General features: G+C 69.1%; 17 protein-coding genes and 1 pseudogene. 7 read left to right on the top strand and 11 right to left on the bottom strand.

The genetic code is table 11. The features are described from left to right. Window positions 1–11 precede the first annotated feature (11 nt). The gene (locus tag A4R44_RS07125; protein ID WP_051172562.1) at window positions 12–587 is read right to left on the bottom strand and encodes a SigE family RNA polymerase sigma factor; all 576 of its coding nucleotides are present in this window, start codon (window positions 585–587) and stop codon (window positions 12–14) included. Window positions 588–784: 197 nt separating this feature from the next. On the opposite strand from A4R44_RS07125, the gene A4R44_RS07120 reads away from it, so the two are divergent. Then, window positions 785–1,063, top strand: a complete 279-nt coding sequence (locus tag A4R44_RS07120) for a YciI family protein (RefSeq protein ID WP_067577466.1) — start codon at window positions 785–787, stop codon at window positions 1,061–1,063. On the opposite strand, the gene A4R44_RS07115 is transcribed toward A4R44_RS07120, so the two are convergent. The 4 genes from A4R44_RS07115 to A4R44_RS07100 form a co-directional block, all read right to left on the bottom strand. Beyond that, window positions 1,060–2,058, bottom strand: coding sequence for a PDR/VanB family oxidoreductase (locus A4R44_RS07115; RefSeq protein WP_067577464.1), 999 nt, complete (start codon window positions 2,056–2,058; stop codon window positions 1,060–1,062). The two genes, A4R44_RS07120 and A4R44_RS07115, sit on opposite strands and share 4 nt — an antisense overlap. Next, window positions 2,055–2,915 carry a metal-dependent hydrolase gene (locus A4R44_RS07110; RefSeq protein ID WP_067577462.1) on the bottom strand — a complete coding sequence of 287 codons (861 nt, stop codon included), beginning with the start codon at window positions 2,913–2,915 and terminating at the stop codon, window positions 2,055–2,057. The genes A4R44_RS07115 and A4R44_RS07110 overlap by 4 nt, the downstream gene beginning before the upstream one ends. Then, window positions 2,912–4,381 carry an NAD(P)/FAD-dependent oxidoreductase gene (locus tag A4R44_RS07105; RefSeq protein ID WP_067577461.1) on the bottom strand — a complete coding sequence of 490 codons (1,470 nt, stop codon included), beginning with the start codon at window positions 4,379–4,381 and terminating at the stop codon, window positions 2,912–2,914. Before A4R44_RS07105 ends, A4R44_RS07110 begins: the two co-directional genes overlap by 4 nt. Before the next feature lie 75 nt (window positions 4,382–4,456). Beyond that, window positions 4,457–5,224 (bottom strand): helix-turn-helix transcriptional regulator, encoded by a 768-nt coding sequence (locus A4R44_RS07100; protein ID WP_067577459.1) that lies wholly within the window; start codon window positions 5,222–5,224, stop codon window positions 4,457–4,459. Window positions 5,225–5,293: 69 nt separating this feature from the next. On the opposite strand from A4R44_RS07100, the gene A4R44_RS07095 reads away from it, so the two are divergent. Further along, window positions 5,294–6,337, top strand: a complete 1,044-nt coding sequence (locus A4R44_RS07095; RefSeq protein ID WP_067577457.1) for a zinc-binding dehydrogenase — start codon at window positions 5,294–5,296, stop codon at window positions 6,335–6,337. On the opposite strand, the gene A4R44_RS07090 is transcribed toward A4R44_RS07095, so the two are convergent. From A4R44_RS07090 to A4R44_RS07080, 3 genes are all read right to left on the bottom strand, one after another. Next, window positions 6,334–6,807: a pyridoxamine 5'-phosphate oxidase family protein gene (locus A4R44_RS07090; protein WP_067577455.1), complete on the bottom strand. Its 474-nt coding sequence runs from the start codon at window positions 6,805–6,807 to the stop codon at window positions 6,334–6,336. The two genes, A4R44_RS07095 and A4R44_RS07090, sit on opposite strands and share 4 nt — an antisense overlap. Window positions 6,808–6,815: 8 nt before the next feature. After that, entirely contained in the window at window positions 6,816–7,706 is an 891-nt protein-coding gene (locus tag A4R44_RS07085; protein WP_067577453.1) for an SDR family oxidoreductase, read from the bottom strand. A gap of 81 nt (window positions 7,707–7,787) precedes the next feature. After that, window positions 7,788–8,702 carry an aldo/keto reductase gene (locus tag A4R44_RS07080; RefSeq protein ID WP_067577451.1) on the bottom strand — a complete coding sequence of 305 codons (915 nt, stop codon included), beginning with the start codon at window positions 8,700–8,702 and terminating at the stop codon, window positions 7,788–7,790. Window positions 8,703–8,764: 62 nt separating this feature from the next. Here A4R44_RS07080 and A4R44_RS07075 point away from each other — a divergent pair, with 62 nt between their 5' ends. The 3 genes from A4R44_RS07075 (at window position 8,765) to A4R44_RS48845 (ending at window position 11,275) form a co-directional block, all read left to right on the top strand. Further along, window positions 8,765–9,586 (top strand): LLM class F420-dependent oxidoreductase, encoded by an 822-nt coding sequence (locus A4R44_RS07075; protein WP_067577449.1) that lies wholly within the window; start codon window positions 8,765–8,767, stop codon window positions 9,584–9,586. A gap of 104 nt (window positions 9,587–9,690) precedes the next feature. Next, the gene (gene fbaA, locus A4R44_RS07070) at window positions 9,691–10,722 is read left to right on the top strand and encodes a class II fructose-bisphosphate aldolase (RefSeq protein WP_067577447.1); all 1,032 of its coding nucleotides are present in this window, start codon (window positions 9,691–9,693) and stop codon (window positions 10,720–10,722) included. Between the two features lie 106 nt (window positions 10,723–10,828). Beyond that, window positions 10,829–11,275, top strand: coding sequence for a hypothetical protein (locus A4R44_RS48845; protein ID WP_198545194.1), 447 nt, complete (start codon window positions 10,829–10,831; stop codon window positions 11,273–11,275). A 474-nt stretch (window positions 11,276–11,749) separates the two neighbouring features. Here A4R44_RS48845 and A4R44_RS52225 read toward each other — a convergent pair whose 3' ends face one another. After that, window positions 11,750–11,950, bottom strand: coding sequence for an alpha-L-fucosidase (locus A4R44_RS52225; protein WP_369805854.1), 201 nt, complete (start codon window positions 11,948–11,950; stop codon window positions 11,750–11,752). A 166-nt stretch (window positions 11,951–12,116) separates the two neighbouring features. Further along, window positions 12,117–13,286, bottom strand: coding sequence for a hypothetical protein (locus tag A4R44_RS07060; RefSeq protein ID WP_198545193.1), 1,170 nt, complete (start codon window positions 13,284–13,286; stop codon window positions 12,117–12,119). Between the two features lie 234 nt (window positions 13,287–13,520). On the opposite strand from A4R44_RS07060, the pseudogene A4R44_RS07055 reads away from it, so the two are divergent. Together A4R44_RS07055 and A4R44_RS07050 are read left to right on the top strand one after the other, a co-directional pair. Then, a pseudogene (locus A4R44_RS07055) lies at window positions 13,521–13,935 on the top strand (DUF3151 domain-containing protein). A 110-nt stretch (window positions 13,936–14,045) separates the two neighbouring features. After that, window positions 14,046–14,924 carry a Scr1 family TA system antitoxin-like transcriptional regulator gene (locus tag A4R44_RS07050; protein ID WP_067577441.1) on the top strand — a complete coding sequence of 293 codons (879 nt, stop codon included), beginning with the start codon at window positions 14,046–14,048 and terminating at the stop codon, window positions 14,922–14,924. Here A4R44_RS07050 and A4R44_RS07045 read toward each other — a convergent pair. Beyond that, window positions 14,921–15,427: a GNAT family N-acetyltransferase gene (locus A4R44_RS07045; RefSeq protein ID WP_067577439.1), complete on the bottom strand. Its 507-nt coding sequence runs from the start codon at window positions 15,425–15,427 to the stop codon at window positions 14,921–14,923. The two genes, A4R44_RS07050 and A4R44_RS07045, sit on opposite strands and share 4 nt — an antisense overlap. Between the last annotated feature and the right edge of the window lie 21 nt (window positions 15,428–15,448).

The raw sequence follows: 15,448 nt of genomic DNA, 5'->3' as shown, positions 1-15,448 counted from the left end.
GTCCGCCCAGGTCACTGAGGCGGCTGCATCGCCTTTTGCAGCGCCTCCAGCGCCCGGCTGGCGGTTGACTTCACGGTGCCCTTCGAAATGCCCGCGGCTTCCGAAATCTCCGCTTCGCTCAGCCCGCCGTAGTAGCGCAGCACGAGCACCTCGCGCTGGCGCGGCGGAAGCTTCGACAGGGCGTTGACCACGGCCTGGTGCTCGCTGGAGAGCATCGCGAGGCTTTCCGCGGACCGGGCGTTCACCGCGTGCGGGGGCACGTACTCGCGGGCGGTCTTGCGCCGGCGCAGCACGCTGCGGGATCCGTTGACCACTGCGGTGCGCAGGTAGCCGACGGCCGCGGCGGCGTCGCGCAGCCTGCCCCAGTTGCGGTGCAGGCCGGTGAACGCCTCCTGCACGACGTCCTCGGCCGTCGCGGGCTCGTCGACCAGCAGGATGGCGAGGCGCACGAGCCGCATCCGGTGCTGCCGGTAGAGGTCTTCCAGGTTCAACGGGGCAGTCGGCGGCTGCGCCGGGACCGGCCCGTCCATGGTCCGCAGGTGGCCGAGGGTCGCCTCGACGCTGCGTTCCGCGTTCCCCTCCAGCATGTATCCCCGCCTGTCCTCGACGTGTCCGCTCCGCAGGCCCCAACGCGTGCGCGATAGGCACAGCGTGCACACAGGTTCCGCCCGCGCCTAGCCTATCGGGTTGGCCTCCCGCTGCCACCGCTCGCATGGTGCGTCCGCCCGGCGGTCACCGGTAGCGTCTGCGGCGTCACTGTCGTGCTCACCCCAGGAGTAAGCGCATGGCCTGGTACCTCGTCGAGATCCGCTACGTCCCGGAGAAGCTGGCCGACGTCCGGCCGCGGCATCGGGACTACCTGAAAGAGCACGTCGACGCGGGCCGCGTCGCGGTGGCCGGTCCCCTCGCCGACAACTCCGGCGGGCTGGTGCTCTGGCAGGCCGAGGACGAGACGGCGCTGGCCGAGCTGATCGACAACGACCCGTATGCGCTCGAAGGCGTCGTGGCCGAGCGAACGGTGCGCGAGTTCAAGCCGGTGCTGGGGACCTGGGTCGAGCCCTAAAGCTCCAGGACGGCGGGCCCGCGGTCGACGCAGATCCGCACGCGCCCGCCGTCCTCGGCCGCCACCTCGCAGGTGCCGCAGAAGCCCTGGCGGCACGAGTACGGCACGTCCGGCAGCACCTCGCGCACCACGTCGAGCGTGGAGCGGTCGGCAGGTACGTCGAGGGTGCGGCCGCTGCGCCGCAGGACCACGCGGAACGGTTCGCCGTCCACGATCGGCGGCGGCGAGAACCGTTCGAAGTAGACCGCGGCGGCACCCGTGCGAGCCAGGTCGACGCGGACGCCGGTGATCATCGGCATCGGGCCGCAGCAGTACACCGACGCGCCGGCGGGCATTTCCTCCAGCAGTTCCGCGCCGGACGCCGGGATGCCGAACTCCGTGTCCGGCCGGATCCGCACTCGCTCGGCCGGAAGTTCGTCGAGGAACGGCATCGACTCCCGGTCACGGCCGGTGTAGACCAGCCGCCAATCCGCGCCGCTCGCTTCCGCGCGGTGCACCATCGGCAGGATCGGCGTGATCCCGATTCCGCCCGCCACGAAGTGGTACGCGGGCGCGGCGACGAACGGGAAAGCATTGCGCGGCCCGCGCACGGTGACGCGGGTTCCGGCGGTGAGCGCGTGCACCTCGGCCGATGCGGAACCGATGCGCCGCACGGCAATCCGGTAGTGCGACAGGTCCGAAGGCGAGCCGCACAGCGAATACTGCCGGACCGTTCCGGAAGGCAGGATCAGATCGATGTGTGCGCCTGGCCGCCACGCGGGCAACGAGGTCGAGTCGGGCCGCACGAGCCGGAGACTCACCACGCCCTCGGCCTCAGCGCGCACGGCCTCGACGACCAACGGCAGCCGACGGTCGATCTCCCGCACCGGCGGACGCCGTCGACCGGAAACCTCGGCCAGCCTTCGATAAGCCGCGCCGACCGCGACCAAAGTGGACATCAGCCGGTCGCGCCTGCCGCTGCCGTCGAGCCGGGGCGGGAACCGCGGTGCGGTCATCGCGGAGCGTCGGCGGCCTTGGCCGCGGGCGAACTCGCCAGGTACGCCACCGCCTGGTCGGTGTTGCCGGTTTCGGTGGGGTGATAGGACTTCCGGAAGTACGGCCGGATCTCGCGCAGCAGGTCGCGCGGTCCCGGCAAGAGTCCGAGCCGGGCGGCGCGCCGGTAGGCCCGCCAGCTGGTGCGGCCGGGGCGCGTCGGGTCGTTCTTCATCAGGAACCGGGTGCCACGCAGGAAAATCCACGCCAGCACCGGCGTCACCACGAGCATCGAACGCACCCGCCGACCGTAGCGGCCGTCGAGGTGGCAGAACAGGTCGTAGGCCACCGACCGGTGCTCGACCTCTTCCGCACCGTGCCAGCGAAGGAGATCCAGCATCGTCTCGTCCGCGCCGGCCGCGTCGAGCGCCTTCGCGTCGAGGATCCACTGGCCGAGAAACGCGGTGTAGTGCTCGATCGCCGCGACCAGCGCGAGCCGTTCGATCAGCCATTCCCGGCTCGATCCGGGCCGGTCGCCCAGCAGCCGCCGGAACATCCACTCCATCTGCGCGATGTAGGGCCGCACGGAAACCCCGGCGGACTCCAGGTGCTCCGCCGCGCCGTCGTGCGCCACGGCGTGCATCGCCTCCTGGCCGATGAACCCGAGCACGTCCTCCTTGAGCCGCTCGTCGCGGATCAGCGGCACGGCCTGCTTGAACACCTCGACGAACCAGCGTTCGCCCTCGGGCAGCGCCAGGTGCAGCACGTTGATGCTGTGCGTGGCCTGCGGCTGCCCGGGAATCCAGTGCATCGGCAGCTTCGACCAGTCGAACTCCACGTCGCGCGCGTGGAGCACGATCTGCTCGTGGTCGGCGCTCATGACCGGCCGCTCAGTTCGTAGTCGCTCGGCTCGACGCGCCGCGTCTCCAGCCAGTAGCGCCAGGTGAAGCCCGGCCAGATCGTCCGGTTGACGCCCTTCGAGTCGAGGTACCAGCTCTTGCAGCCGCCCTGGGTCCACACGCCCTTGACCAGCTTGTCCTGGATCTGTTCCTGGAACTCGTCCTGCACTGACGGCCGCACGTCCAGTGCCGCCGCACCGCGGGAATCGGCCAGCCGGATCGCGTCGACCACGTAGCGGGATTGCGATTCGATCATGAACACCACGGAGTTGTGGCCGAGCGCGGTGTTCGGGCCGAGCAGGAAGAACAGGTTGGGGAACCCGGACACGGTGATCCCCTTGTGCGTCTGGATCCCTTCGGTGGCCCAGGTTTTCGCGAGATCGCGGCCGCCGACGCCGGTGATGTCGAGGTACTCCAGCGCGTCGGTCACCTTGAAACCGGTGCCGTAGATGATCGCGTCGACCTCGTGCTCGACCCCGGCGGTGTCGACGATGCTGTGCGCGCGGACCTCGGCGACGCCGTCGGTGACGACATCGACGTTCGGCCGGTCCAGTGCCGGGAAATAGTCATTCGACAGCAGGACGCGTTTGCAGCCCATCGTGTAGTCGGGCGTGACTTTCCGGCGCAGCGCGGGGTTTTTGATGCCCTTCGCGATGTGCCTGCGCGCGAGAACCTCGGCGGCCCGCATGAGTTTCGGATGCCCGTTGAACCCGATCGCGCGGGATTCGAGCATCCAGTACAACGCGTTGCGGTACAGCCGCTGCGTGCCCGGAACGCGTTTGAACAGCTGCCTTGCCCAGCCCGGCATCGCGTGGTCCGGCTTCGGCATGATCCACGGCGGCGTGCGTTGGAACAGGGTCAGTTCGCCGACCTCGGGCGCGATCTTCGGCACGAACTGCACCGCGCTCGCGCCGGTGCCGATCACCGCGACCCGCTTGCCCGCCAGGTCGAACTCGTGGTTCCACTGCGCCGAATGCCAGGTCTGGCCCTTGAACTTGGAGATCCCGGGCAGTTTCGGGATCTGCGGGATGTGCAGTCCGCCGACGCCTGCGACGAGGAACTGCGCGGAGAACTCGGCACCGCCCTTGGTTTCCACGGTCCAGCGGCGTTCGCTCTCGTCCCAGTGCGCGCCGGTGATCTCGGTGCCGAACCGGATCTTCTCGCGCAGCCGGTACTTCTCGGCGACGCCCTTGAGGTAGTCGAAGATCTCCGGCTGCGGCGAGAACGACCGGCTCCAGTCGGGGTTCTGCGCGTAGGAGAACGAGTACATGTGGGACTGCACGTCACACGCGCAGCCGGGGTACGAGTTGTCCCGCCAGGTGCCGCCGACCTCGTCGGCCTTCTCCAGGATCAGGTAGTCCCGGATGCCCGCTTTTTCGAGCTGGATCGCCTGGCCGAGCCCGGAAAACCCGGTGCCCACGATCACGACCTTGAACCGCTCGGTCATCTTGTCGGCCTCCGCTGCGCTGGGGGTCTGGCAGCGTTGATGTTACCTCAGGTAACAGTTACTCGAAAGTACTTCCTACTCGTCAGTACCGCTCGGCAGGCGGTAGACCACCAGCGTCTGCTCCGGACGCTCGGCCACGTGGAACGCGGCGTGCGTCGCCGTCACCACGCCAAGCCTGGGGTGCCGAAAGCGCTTCTGACCCGCGTGGCTGAACTGGATTTCGTAGTGCGGCCACCACTCGCGCACCTCGGGGCTCGCCTCGGTCAGCTCGGCCACCAGCCGGGTCACCCGCGGGTGGCCGGGATGGCGTCCGGCGATCGCGCGCAGCCGGGCCAGGATGTTGCGCGCTTCCTGCTCCCAGTCGACCAGGACCTCCCGGGCGGCGGGATCGGTGAATATCCAGCGGACGACGTTCGCGCCCGGCTCGATGTTCCGGAACAGCTCCGCCGCGGCGTCGTTGTAGGCGAGCAGGTCGTAACAGATGCCGGTGACGTACGCGGGGTTGTCGCCCAGCATCGCCGGGACGCCCGCCACCTCGGGCGCGGCTTCCTCGGGTGCGTCTTCGGTGGCGCCGCCGCCACCGGCGAGGCGGCGCAGGTGTTCCTGCTCGGAGCTGGTCAGCCGCAGTGCCCGGGCCAGGGCGTCGAGCACTTGGTCGGATGGGCGGACGTCGCGGCCCTGTTCGAGATAAGTGAGCCAGGTGGCGCTGATCCCGGCCAGCAGGGCCAGTTCCTCGCGGCGCAACCCGGGCGTGCGGCGGCGTCCGGTGATCGGCAGGCCCGCGTCGGCCGGGGCGATCCGCTCGCGGCGGCTGCGCAGGAAAGTGCCCAGTTCGGCGCTCACCCTAGCACCTCCAGTACCAGAATAATGCGATTCTGGATACCAGCTTAACGGTGCGCGAAGCTAAGTCGCATGCGAGCTTGGAACGTTGATGCGCAAGGCCTGCGCCTCTCTGAACTTCCGGAACCCGCGCTACCGGGCGGCGGCGTGGTCGTGGAGGTGCTCGCCGCGCATCTCCCGGCCTACACGAAGGCGGTGGTGACGGGCGGTCGCGGCGGTCTGCCGCTCCCGCTGATCCTCGGCCCCTCGTGCATCGGCCGCGTGACCGACGTCGCGCCGGACGTCTTCCACGTCGCGCCGGGCGACCTCGTGCTGGACACAGCGCTGCTCAACGCGGGCGACGGCGACGAGATCCTGGTCGGCTGGGCCGGCCTCGGCGCTTCCGGCGGCAACGAGCGCACGGACCGCATGCGCGAGATGTGGCGGGACGGCACCTTCGCGGAGAAAGCGTTGTGCGCCAAGGAAACAATGGTCAAGCTGCCCGGTGCCGAGAATTACCCGGACCCCGCGCGGCTGGCGTTTCTGCCGTGGCTCTGCGTGGCCGCCGCGGGCTTGCACACCGCGGGTCCGCTGGCCGGACGCGACGTCGCGGTGATCGGTGCGACCGGTCAACTGGGTGGCGCTGCCGTGCTGCTGGCGCTGGCGGAGGGTGCGGCGACGGTGACGGCGGCGGGCCGCAACAAGGTGGCGCTCGACCGGCTGGCCGAACTCGGTCCGCGCGTGCGTACCCACCAGCTGACCGGCGATCGTGCGACGGACGCGGCGGCGATCGGCCCGGTGGACGTCGCCCTCGACGCTCTCGGCGCCACCCCGACGGCGGACGCCACGATGGCGGCCTGCGACAGCTTGCGGGTGCGCGGCACCCTGGTGCTCATCGGCGGTGTGCGCCAGGACCTGACCATTCCGTACGGAGAATTCACGCACCGCAGGCTCACCCTGCGCGGCTCCTGGATGAGCGACGACGAGACGGTGCGGACGGTGTGGAACCTCGTCCGCTCGGGTGCGCTGGACCTCTCCGCCGTCGAGCTGCTGAAGGTGGGTCTCGACGATCCGGAATCCGCTCTCGACCTGGCGGAACGTACTGCCGGGCTGAGTCTTGTCGCCCTCGTGCCCTAGTAGCCGCCGCCGAGTTTCGAGTGGTCCCAGCTCGCGATCTTCGTCGGACGCAGGATCAGCCCGATCCGCTTCGGAGCCTGCCCTTCGATGAAGGTCCGCAGCTCGGCAGGCGCCGGCGCGCCCGGTTCGGCCCCGGAGTAGCGCATCATCAGCGCGATCCCCATCGCCGTGACCTGCTCGGTGTCCTCGACGAACTCGACGTCTGCCTCGAACGAAAGCCCGCGCAGCTGGTCATACGAATCGCCGCTTTCGATCAGCACGGTCGCCTCGGGCAGCCGGCGCAGGTTCTTCGCTTTCTGCGAGGTGCCATAGGTCCACGTCGCGACCCCGCCCTCGTGCGGGTAGTACCAGAGGGCGGTGAGGTGCGGCCTGCCGTTCGGGCCGATCGAGGCCACGGTGATGACCTTCTGCTCGGCCAGGTAGGCCTGCACCTCGTCCGGTGTCATCCGGATCTGGTCGCGACGGGACATGGCGCTGCTCAGTTGCGCTTGGTGGCCGCGCGCCCGCCGTGGCCGTTGACCGACGACTCGAACGCGCCGCGCTCCTCGACGTCCTTCAGCGCGGCCCGGTCCGCCGCCGGCACCCGCGTCCGCGCGCCGAGTTCGACGATCGGCGGCAGGAACGAGCGCAGCAGCTTGAGCCCGCCGACCCAGCGTGGCACGTGGATCGTCCGGGCGCGGCGCAGAATCCCGGCCTCCAGGTCGTCGAGCGCGACGTCCAGCGGGTAGGTCTTGCCGAGCAGGCCCGGCATCCCGGAACGCAGTTTGCCGAACACCGGGTGCGCGTCGGCGCTTTCGACCAGGTCGGTGCGGATCCAGGTGGGGTGCGCGACGCCGACCTTCACGCCGAGGTGCGCTACCTCCGCGCGCAGGCTGTTGCAGAACGCTTCGACGCCCGCCTTCGCGGCGGCGTAGTTCGCCATGCCCGGCGCGTGCGTGATCGCGGCGAGCGAGGAGATGCCGAGCAGGTAGCCGCGGCGTTCGATCACGTGCGGCATCGTGACGCGGAACGTGCGCCACACGCCGAGCAGGTCGACCTCGATCACCCGCTCGAACGCGGCGCGGTCCACCGAACGCACGAACCCGGCGGTCGCGATGCCCGCGTTGGCGATGACGATGTCGATGCCGCCGAAGTGCTCGACCACGCCCTCGGTGACGCGCTCCAGGTCGTCCCAGCTGGTCACGTCGGCTTCCCAGGATTTCGCGCTCGGGCCGATCCGCTTGGCGACCGCTTCCTGTTCGGCTGCCTCAAGCCCGACGAGCGCGACCTTGGCTCCGCGCGCGGCGAGCCGCTCGGCCAGGCCGGCTCCGATCCCGCGAGCGGCTCCGGTGATGAGCACGACCTTGCCGTCGACCTGCTTCTGAGCCACGGTGCCCTCCTGAGCCGGTTTTGCCTGTCCGGAGGGCACCGTACAACAACCTACCCGCAGTAAGCTACTCTTCGGTAAGTATCAGTTCGACGCTTCGCCCAAAGCGGTGAGTTCGGCGTCGGTCAGGGTCAGCTCGACCGAAGCGAGCAGGTCAACGAGCTGCTCCGGGGTCCGCGCGCTGGCGATCGGCGCGGCGACGGTCGGCTGCTGACGGAGCCACGCGAGCGCGACACTGGCGACCGAAGCCTGGTGCGCGGCAGCCACTTCGTCCAGCGCGGCGAGCACTCGTTCGCCGCGGGCGTCGAGGTACTCCAGCGCCCGCGGAGCGCGCGGCGAGTCCCCCGGCTCGTCCTTCGAACGGTACTTGCCGGTGAGGAATCCCTTGGCCAGTCCGAAATACGGCAGTGTCACCAGGTTCTCCCTGGCGACGAGCGGGGCCAGCTCCCGCTCGTAATCGCGCTCGACCAGGTTGTAGTGCGGTTGCAGGGCAACGTATCGGGCGAGGCCATTCTGGTCCGAAATGGACAGTGCGGAGGCGAGCCGGTCCGGCTCGTAGTTGGACGCCGCGAGGTAGCGGACCTTGCCGTCGCGGACGAGCTGGTCGAACGCAGCGAGGGTTTCTTCCTGCGGGGTGTCCGGATCGTCCTTGTGCGCGTAGTACAGGTCGATGTGGTCGGTTCGCAGGCGGCGCAGCGATTCCTCGACCGCCTCGGCGATGTTCTTCGCGGCGAGGCCGGGTCGCTCGTCTCCCGCGCCGACCTTGGTGGCGATGACGATGTCGTCGCGGCGGCCGCGCTTGGCGAGCCAGTCGCCGATGATCGTTTCGGAACCGCCTCCGCCGCCGTAGGTGTTGGCGGTGTCGAGGAAGTTTCCCCCGGCCGCGGTGTACGCGTCGAGAACAGCGAATGACGTGGGTTCGTCCGCGGTGTGGCCGAAGACGTTGCAGCCGAGGTTGAGGCCGTGGATATCCAATTCCGTGGTGCCGAGCTTCGTCATGCTTTCGAACCTAATCCGGCCGGGACGGGAGGAAAACCGGGTTCTCGCGCGTTGGGCGGGACATGGCTATCGAACTGGGCAAGCTAGGCGTTTGGCGGAACTCGACCGCGGTCGACGGCGCGTTCGCCGCCGAGGTGGAGAAACTGGGCTACGGCACGATCTGGCTCGGCGGTTCTCCCGGCGGCGACCTGGCGATCGTCGACGAACTGCTGGCCGCGACCGAGGGGATCAAGATCGCCACCGGGATCGTCAACATCTGGGCCGACGCGCCCGAGGACATCGCGCGGGCCTTCCACCGCATCGAGGGCAAGCACCCGGGACGGTTCCTGCTCGGCGTCGGCGCGGGCCACCGCGAGCACACGCAGGAGTACAAGAAGCCCTACGCGGCGCTGGTCGAGTACCTGGACGCACTCGACGCGGCCGGGGTGCCCACGGAATCACGCGCGCTGGCCGCGCTCGGCCCGAAGGTGCTCGAACTCGCCCGCGACCGCACCGCGGCCGCGCACCCGTACCTGACCACCCCGGAGCACACCCGGGCCGCTCGGGAGATCCTCGGCTCCGCGGCGGTGCTCGCGCCCGAGCAGAAGGTCGTCTTCGACACCGACCCGGAGCGGGCGCGCGAGACCGGCCGCAAGACGGTGCAGGTCTATCTCGGCCTGTCCAACTACACCGCGAACCTGCGCAGGCACGGCTTCTCCGAGGAGGACGTCGCGGGCAAGGGCAGCGACCGGCTGATCGACGCACTCGCGGTCCACGGCGACGGAAAAGCGCTGGCCAAGGGCCTGCGAGCACACCTCGACGCGGGGGCTGAGCATGTCAGCGTGCAGCCGCTGGACGAGGATCCGTTCCCTGCCTACCGGGCAATCGCGGCCGAGCTGCTCTGAATCGCTCCAGTCGGTTTCGTCTCGTGTGCGGTGGGACCGGTCGCCCCGGCCGGTCCACCTCGTACGATGCCGCTGTAGAAGCCAGTCGTCTCGAGGAGGAACCGATGCCCATCGCCACCCCCGAGGTGTACGCGGAGATGCTCGACCGGGCGAAGAAGGACGAATTCGCCTTCCCGGCCATCAACGTGACCTCGTCGGAAACCGTGAACGCCGCGATCCGCGGGTTCGCCGAGGCGGAGAGCGACGGGATCATCCAGTTCTCCACCGGCGGCGCGGAGTTCGCGTCCGGGCAGAAGGTGAAGGACATGGTTGTCGGCGCGACCGCGCTGGCCGAGTTCGCTCAGGTGGTGGCGGCGAAGTACGACGTCAACGTCGCGCTGCACACCGACCACTGCCCGAAGGACAAGCTGGACGGCTTCGTCCGCCCGCTGATCGAGATCTCCGCCGAGCGCGTCCGCGCCGGCGGGCTGCCGCTGTTCCAGTCCCACATGTGGGACGGTTCGGCCATCGACCTGGACGAGAACCTGCAGATCGCGCAGGAACTGCTCGCCAAGGCCGCGGCGGCGAAGATCATCCTCGAGGTCGAGATCGGCGTCGTCGGCGGCGAGGAAGACGGCGTCGAGGCGGAGATCAACGAGAAGCTCTACACCGCCGAAGGCGACTTCCTGAAGACGATCGACGCGCTGGGTGCCGGCGAGAAGGGCCGCTACCTGCTGGCCGCGACGTTCGGCAACGTGCACGGCGTGTACAAGCCGGGCAACGTGAAGCTGCGCCCGGACGTGCTCAAGGGCGGACAGGAAGCGGCGTCGAAGAAGCTCGGCCTCGCAGCCGGCTCGAAGCCCTTCGAACTGGTCTTCCACGGCGGCTCCGGCTCGCTCCCGGAGGAAATCCGCGAGGCGGTGTCCTACGGCGTGGTGAAGATGAACGTGGACACCGACACGCAGTACGCGTTCACCCGCCCGATCGCGGACCACTTCTTCAAGAACTACGACGGCGTGCTGAAGATCGACGGCGAGGTCGGCAACAAGAAGGTGTACGACCCGCGCAGCTACCTGAAGGCCGCCGAAACGGGCATGGCGACCCGGGTGGTCGAGGCTTCGCAGGCGCTCGGCTCGGCTGGCAAGAAGCTGGGCTGACGGGGTTTTCCCGGGAGGCTGTCTCGATCTTTTGATCGGGGCGGCCTCCCCGTTTTTTCCCGCGAGGCAGCTCGCTTGGCGCATTGCGGAACCGGCCACTGAAGTGGTGCTCGATGCGATCGAGAAGTCCTCAGGGGCCGCGAAAAGGTCGGCAACCGGCGCGCAATCGGTTGATCTGGCTGGCGTCGCACCGGGATTGCCTGGCGGGACGGCAATCGAGGCGGCGCGGATGCTCGGCGACAGGTGGGGGCGCGAGTTGCTGGCCTGGACGAAAAACATGGACGAGTATGCTGGCCAGCTTACTGCGGCGGCCCGCCGGTACCGCGCAGAAGCACATGATCTGCGGGTTGTCCCTGTGCGCTGGAACGCCGCAGCTGTCGGCGGGGGTTCTGACGCGCTTAACCAGCGCTGCAACGCTCTTCACCTCTGGTGGCAGATCCACAACTTCCGCGTGCCCGGCAACACTCCGTCGAACGAGTACCTCTGGGTCGAGAACAACGCGGACAGTTTTCGTATGGCGTTTGAAGCGAACCCGCAGGGCGGTTTTTCCTGACCAGCACCTCGCCCTGCGTATGGCCGAATGGGACGCCCCGCCCCATCTACGACCGAGGCCGGAGTCGCCAGGATGACCCACGGCCGTCGGAGCTCGCAGCTGGAGCGGAGCCCGGGCAGCGCACAGTGGTCATTGATAAGGTACGAGATCTCGTCTTCTTCGAACAGGTCATCGAATATTTCACAGCCCTCGATGAACAATCGAGGTTCACTGTTGGCATATTGAAAGTAGGATTCGAGCAAAAGCCCGGGTTCGCAACGGCTTGCTCAAGGCCAGGCTAACCCAGGCCTTCTGTGAGGTCAGAACGCCGGTGACGGTGGACGACACGACGCCAGCCAACCCTGATATGCGGCAAGAATCTGTACTTTTCCACGATTAACCTGCTGGCAGTGGATCGTCATGGGCATCCTCCTTCGGCCGACTCCAAGGCGTCTGGGTCGGCAAGCGACCAATCACCCGGCCAATGGAGCGGGCTCAGGTTGAACGCGCCGCGCGTTCGGGTGTAACAAAGATCCCCGTCCATGGCTCGGGTCCACCGCACGCGCGGCTGGTGATACGCAGCCAACGGCCCAGGTCCAGCAGGCGCGAACTCAACCAGTCCGCGATCGTGCCGTCCTCTCGTGGGCCGATGTTGAGCAGCAGGTTTCCGTTCTTGCTGACGACTTCGGCGAGCAGGCGGAGCAGTGCGCACCGCCAGCTGCCAGCCTTCGGCGGTCCGCTCCGGAAACCCGGCCAACGCGTTGCGCCGGAAGGGATCCCGGAACCGCTCCGCGATCAGTCGCGTGGCTTGCCGCTGGACCTGCCTGCGGGCGTGCGCGCTGAGTCGCACGGCACCCCCGCGTTACGCCGCGACCGCACGCCGCGAAGCCCACCACTCCTTAGCCGGACCGGCCCCAGCCCACAGCGCGAACACCGCCGCCAGCGCGACCAAAGCCGTCCAATACGCCACCGGCGGCGCGGATTCGGTCTGTTGCTCCCCGAGCAGCCAAGGCCGCAACTGCGACTGCACCCAGAACGCGCCATACCCGAGCGCGGTCACCAGAACCGCCCCCGCCACCGCAGGCCGCGGCAGGAGGAAAGCCAGGTCCACCGCGATCCCGACGGCCAGCAGATAGAACGGCACCGTCGACACCGGGAAGCCCAGCGCCAGCAGCAGCGGCCACATCACGCACCGGTACGCGACGTACGCACCGGCCACGGTCAGCCCGGCCCAGCGCCGTCCGACGGTCTTGCGAGCGAGCACCAGGATCAGCGCCGAAACCCCGATGCCCCACAGCGGGTACACCCACTCCGGGATCGGCATCGTGAAGTGCACCACCGCGGCCCGGTCGACCGGGTGGCCGATCTGGTTGGCGGCGAAGGAAAGCAGCGTCGGCTCCGCCTCGGGCGCGCCGCGTTCCCAAGCCCGCAGGCCGAGGATGCCGTACTCCTGCTGGCCGTTCGGGAAGAAGGTGTTCTCCAGGAAGAACGCCCACAGCGCGAGCAGCACCCCGGTGCGGAAGCGGCCCGGCGGGGACAGCCGCAGCCAGCCGAGCAGGACGCCCGCCTGCATGATGCCGGTGCCGAGGTACAGCATCATGTGCGACGGGCTCCACGCGGTCAGGTCGAGGCCGTTCACGCGGTGGTTGATCACGTCGAGCGGCGCGGCGACCAGGAACACGATCAGCCCGGCCTGCATGAGCCGCAGCGAGCGCCGGTCGCAGCCGAGGCCGGTGTAGCTGTGGATCGCCACCAGCACGACGATGATCACCGTGCCGACGGTGTTGATCAGGTGCGGCGGGGCGAGGTCGTCGCGCAGCCACTTGAAGTGCCACGACATGTCCCACGACGACCCGACGAGCTTGAACGCGAACGCGGTCAGCCACATGCCGTAACAGAACCGCAGCACCCATGCCGGCGTCGGTGCTCCCGGCGCGCCGCGGTGCCAGTGCGTCGCGAAGAAAAGCCTGGTCTTGCCCACGGGTCCGCGCGGGACCGCGGGGCCGGCGACGTCTTCAACCGCCTTCGTCATAGGCGCCATCATTCCCTGCCGCAAGAGACCGCGGCGGGAGAAGGGGCAAAAACCGGGGTTCACCCCTACGGGTGGCGGACTTGCCCTCGCGCCTTCTGGCACGGCAGGGTGTCGGCCCATGATGCCGAAACGAGCTGTCGCCGCCGTGCTGATCGCAGCACTCGTTCTGGCCGGCGGAGGCGTGCTGACCAGCCTGTTCCTCTGAGCTGGGAGCATCGTGGGCACAATGGCGGCATGACGCACAACCTGCTGGGCCCCGAGCCCACGCTGCTGCCCGAGCACACCGAAGCGCAGGCCGCGCTCGACTCCGGGACGGACCCGTCCGCCGTGGCCGCCGAACACCCCGGCTACAGCGAGGCCTGGGCCACGCTCGCCGAACGCGCGCTCGCCGACGGCGAGACCGTCGCCGCCTACGCCTACGCCCGCACCGGCTACCACCGCGGCCTCGACCAGCTCCGCCNGCCGCGCCGGCTGGAAGGGCTTCGGCCCGGTGCCGTGGGCGCACCGGCCGAACCAGGGTTTCCTGCGCGCGCTCGCCGTGCTCGGCACCGCGGCGGGCCGGATCGGCGAGTCCGAGGAGTACGAGCGCTGCAAGACGTTCCTCGCCGACTCCGACCCGGCCGCGGCCGAGGCGACCGGCCTGAAGTGACGCGGGCCGCCGGTCGCGCACGGGCGAAAACCAGGGCGCGACCGGCCGTCTGCCCACCTTCGGGTGACAGCTAGAGGTGTTCGCATTTGGTGACACCTACAAAGGCGGCCATGCGAGGCACGGCCATGCTCACCCCCCGGATCCGCACCCTCGGCACCGCGTTGCGCGAGGCCCGGATCGACGCCCGTTTCGGACTGCGCGAACTCGCCCGGCGAGTCGGCACCAACCCCGCGCTGGTGTCGAACTGGGAGCTGGGACAACGGATTCCCGCGCTGGAGGACGTCGCGGGCATCCTCGGCGCGCTCGGCGTCGTGGGTGCGGAGAAACAACGGATCCTGCAACTGGCGCGCGGCACCGCCGAACCGGGCTGGGTCGCCCGCGGCAAGCAGTCCGCCCCTGACCACCTCGGCGGGCTGCTCGCCTGCGAACGCGCCGCGACGTCGGTCGTCGAATGGCAGCCGCTTCTCGTGCCGGGACTGCTGCAGATCCCGGATTACGCGCGGGCGCTGTTCCTCGCCGACGGATTGTCGCTGAAGGACGCGGAACGCCAGGCGGAGCTCCGGATGATGCGCCGTCCGCTGGTGGTCGGTCCCGGCGCGATTCCGTGTGAGGTGTTGCTGGGCGAGGCAGCATTGCGCAATCCGGTCGGCGGACCCGCGACGATGGCCCGGCAGCTGCGTTTCCTCGCCGACCTGATGGCGACGTCGGCGAAGCTGTCGGTCCGCGTCGTGCCCGCGGGCAACGGCGGGCATCCGGGTCTGGCCGGCCGGTTTTGCGTGTACCACGTGGAGGTCGGCGACCCGATCGTCTACTTCGAGCACCAGCACTCGGGGGCCTTCCTCCTCGACGAGGGGAACGACACCTACTGCGAGGTCGCGGACCGGATCCGCGAGGTCTCCCTGGATTCCCGCGCGTCGGCGGCGTTCGTGCAGCGCACCGCGCAGGAGTTCAGGGAGATCGCGCAGCGGAAAAAAGCCGGAGGGGCCTAGGGACAGGCTCGGTTAGCCGGTACGTCGGCCGCGATCCGCAGGTCGCTTTGCAGCAGGTTCTTCGACACCGAAAACCCGTGCCGCAGATAGGCCGGGATCGCGCGATCCGAGGAATGCACGGTCACCCGCTCCAGTCCGGATTCCGCGGCCAGCCGCAGCGTCGCCTCGATCAGGAGCCCGCCGACGCCGCTGTCGCGCGCTTCCGGCACGACGTAGACGCATTGCACGTCGCCGCAGACCCGCGAAAAGTCCTGCGGTGTCGGCACTCTGGGGGTCAGCGCGAGGAACGCCATGCCGAGCACGTGTTCATCCCGCACCGCGACCACACAGCGATGCGTTTCGGCGTGTGCGCGGGCCCAGGCGGCGAACTCGCGTACGAAATCGGCCTGATCACCGTGCAGCGGACCGCCTTGGCCGGCAACCCATCGCCAGCGCAACGCGGCGACGGCGGGGAATTCTTCGTCGTGGGCTGGGCGGATCTCGGTGAGCGACACAGGTGTCATTTCCGAAGCTGGCGGAAGGAT

The organism is Amycolatopsis sp. M39, assembly GCF_001651785.1.
Taxonomy (GTDB): Bacteria; Actinomycetota; Actinomycetes; order Mycobacteriales; family Pseudonocardiaceae; genus Amycolatopsis; species Amycolatopsis rubida.
The sequence above is the reverse complement of the archived record's forward strand: the minus strand, read 5'-3'. Positions and strand labels throughout refer to the sequence as shown.

Coding starts and splice junctions, on each gene's coding strand:
- A4R44_RS07125 (WP_051172562.1), bottom strand. CDS start 587: ATGCTGGAGGGGAACGCGGAACGCAGCGTCGAGGCGACCCTCGGCCAC.
- A4R44_RS07120 (WP_067577466.1), top strand. CDS start 785: ATGGCCTGGTACCTCGTCGAGATCCGCTACGTCCCGGAGAAGCTGGCC.
- A4R44_RS07115 (WP_067577464.1), bottom strand. CDS start 2,058: ATGACCGCACCGCGGTTCCCGCCCCGGCTCGACGGCAGCGGCAGGCGC.
- A4R44_RS07110 (WP_067577462.1), bottom strand. CDS start 2,915: ATGAGCGCCGACCACGAGCAGATCGTGCTCCACGCGCGCGACGTGGAG.
- A4R44_RS07105 (WP_067577461.1), bottom strand. CDS start 4,381: ATGACCGAGCGGTTCAAGGTCGTGATCGTGGGCACCGGGTTTTCCGGG.
- A4R44_RS07095 (WP_067577457.1), top strand. CDS start 5,294: ATGCGAGCTTGGAACGTTGATGCGCAAGGCCTGCGCCTCTCTGAACTT.
- A4R44_RS07090 (WP_067577455.1), bottom strand. CDS start 6,807: ATGTCCCGTCGCGACCAGATCCGGATGACACCGGACGAGGTGCAGGCC.
- A4R44_RS07080 (WP_067577451.1), bottom strand. CDS start 8,702: ATGACGAAGCTCGGCACCACGGAATTGGATATCCACGGCCTCAACCTC.
- A4R44_RS07075 (WP_067577449.1), top strand. CDS start 8,765: ATGGCTATCGAACTGGGCAAGCTAGGCGTTTGGCGGAACTCGACCGCG.
- fbaA (WP_067577447.1), top strand. CDS start 9,691: ATGCCCATCGCCACCCCCGAGGTGTACGCGGAGATGCTCGACCGGGCG.
- A4R44_RS07060 (WP_198545193.1), bottom strand. CDS start 13,286: ATGACGAAGGCGGTTGAAGACGTCGCCGGCCCCGCGGTCCCGCGCGGA.
- A4R44_RS07050 (WP_067577441.1), top strand. CDS start 14,046: ATGCGAGGCACGGCCATGCTCACCCCCCGGATCCGCACCCTCGGCACC.
- A4R44_RS07045 (WP_067577439.1), bottom strand. CDS start 15,427: ATGACACCTGTGTCGCTCACCGAGATCCGCCCAGCCCACGACGAAGAA.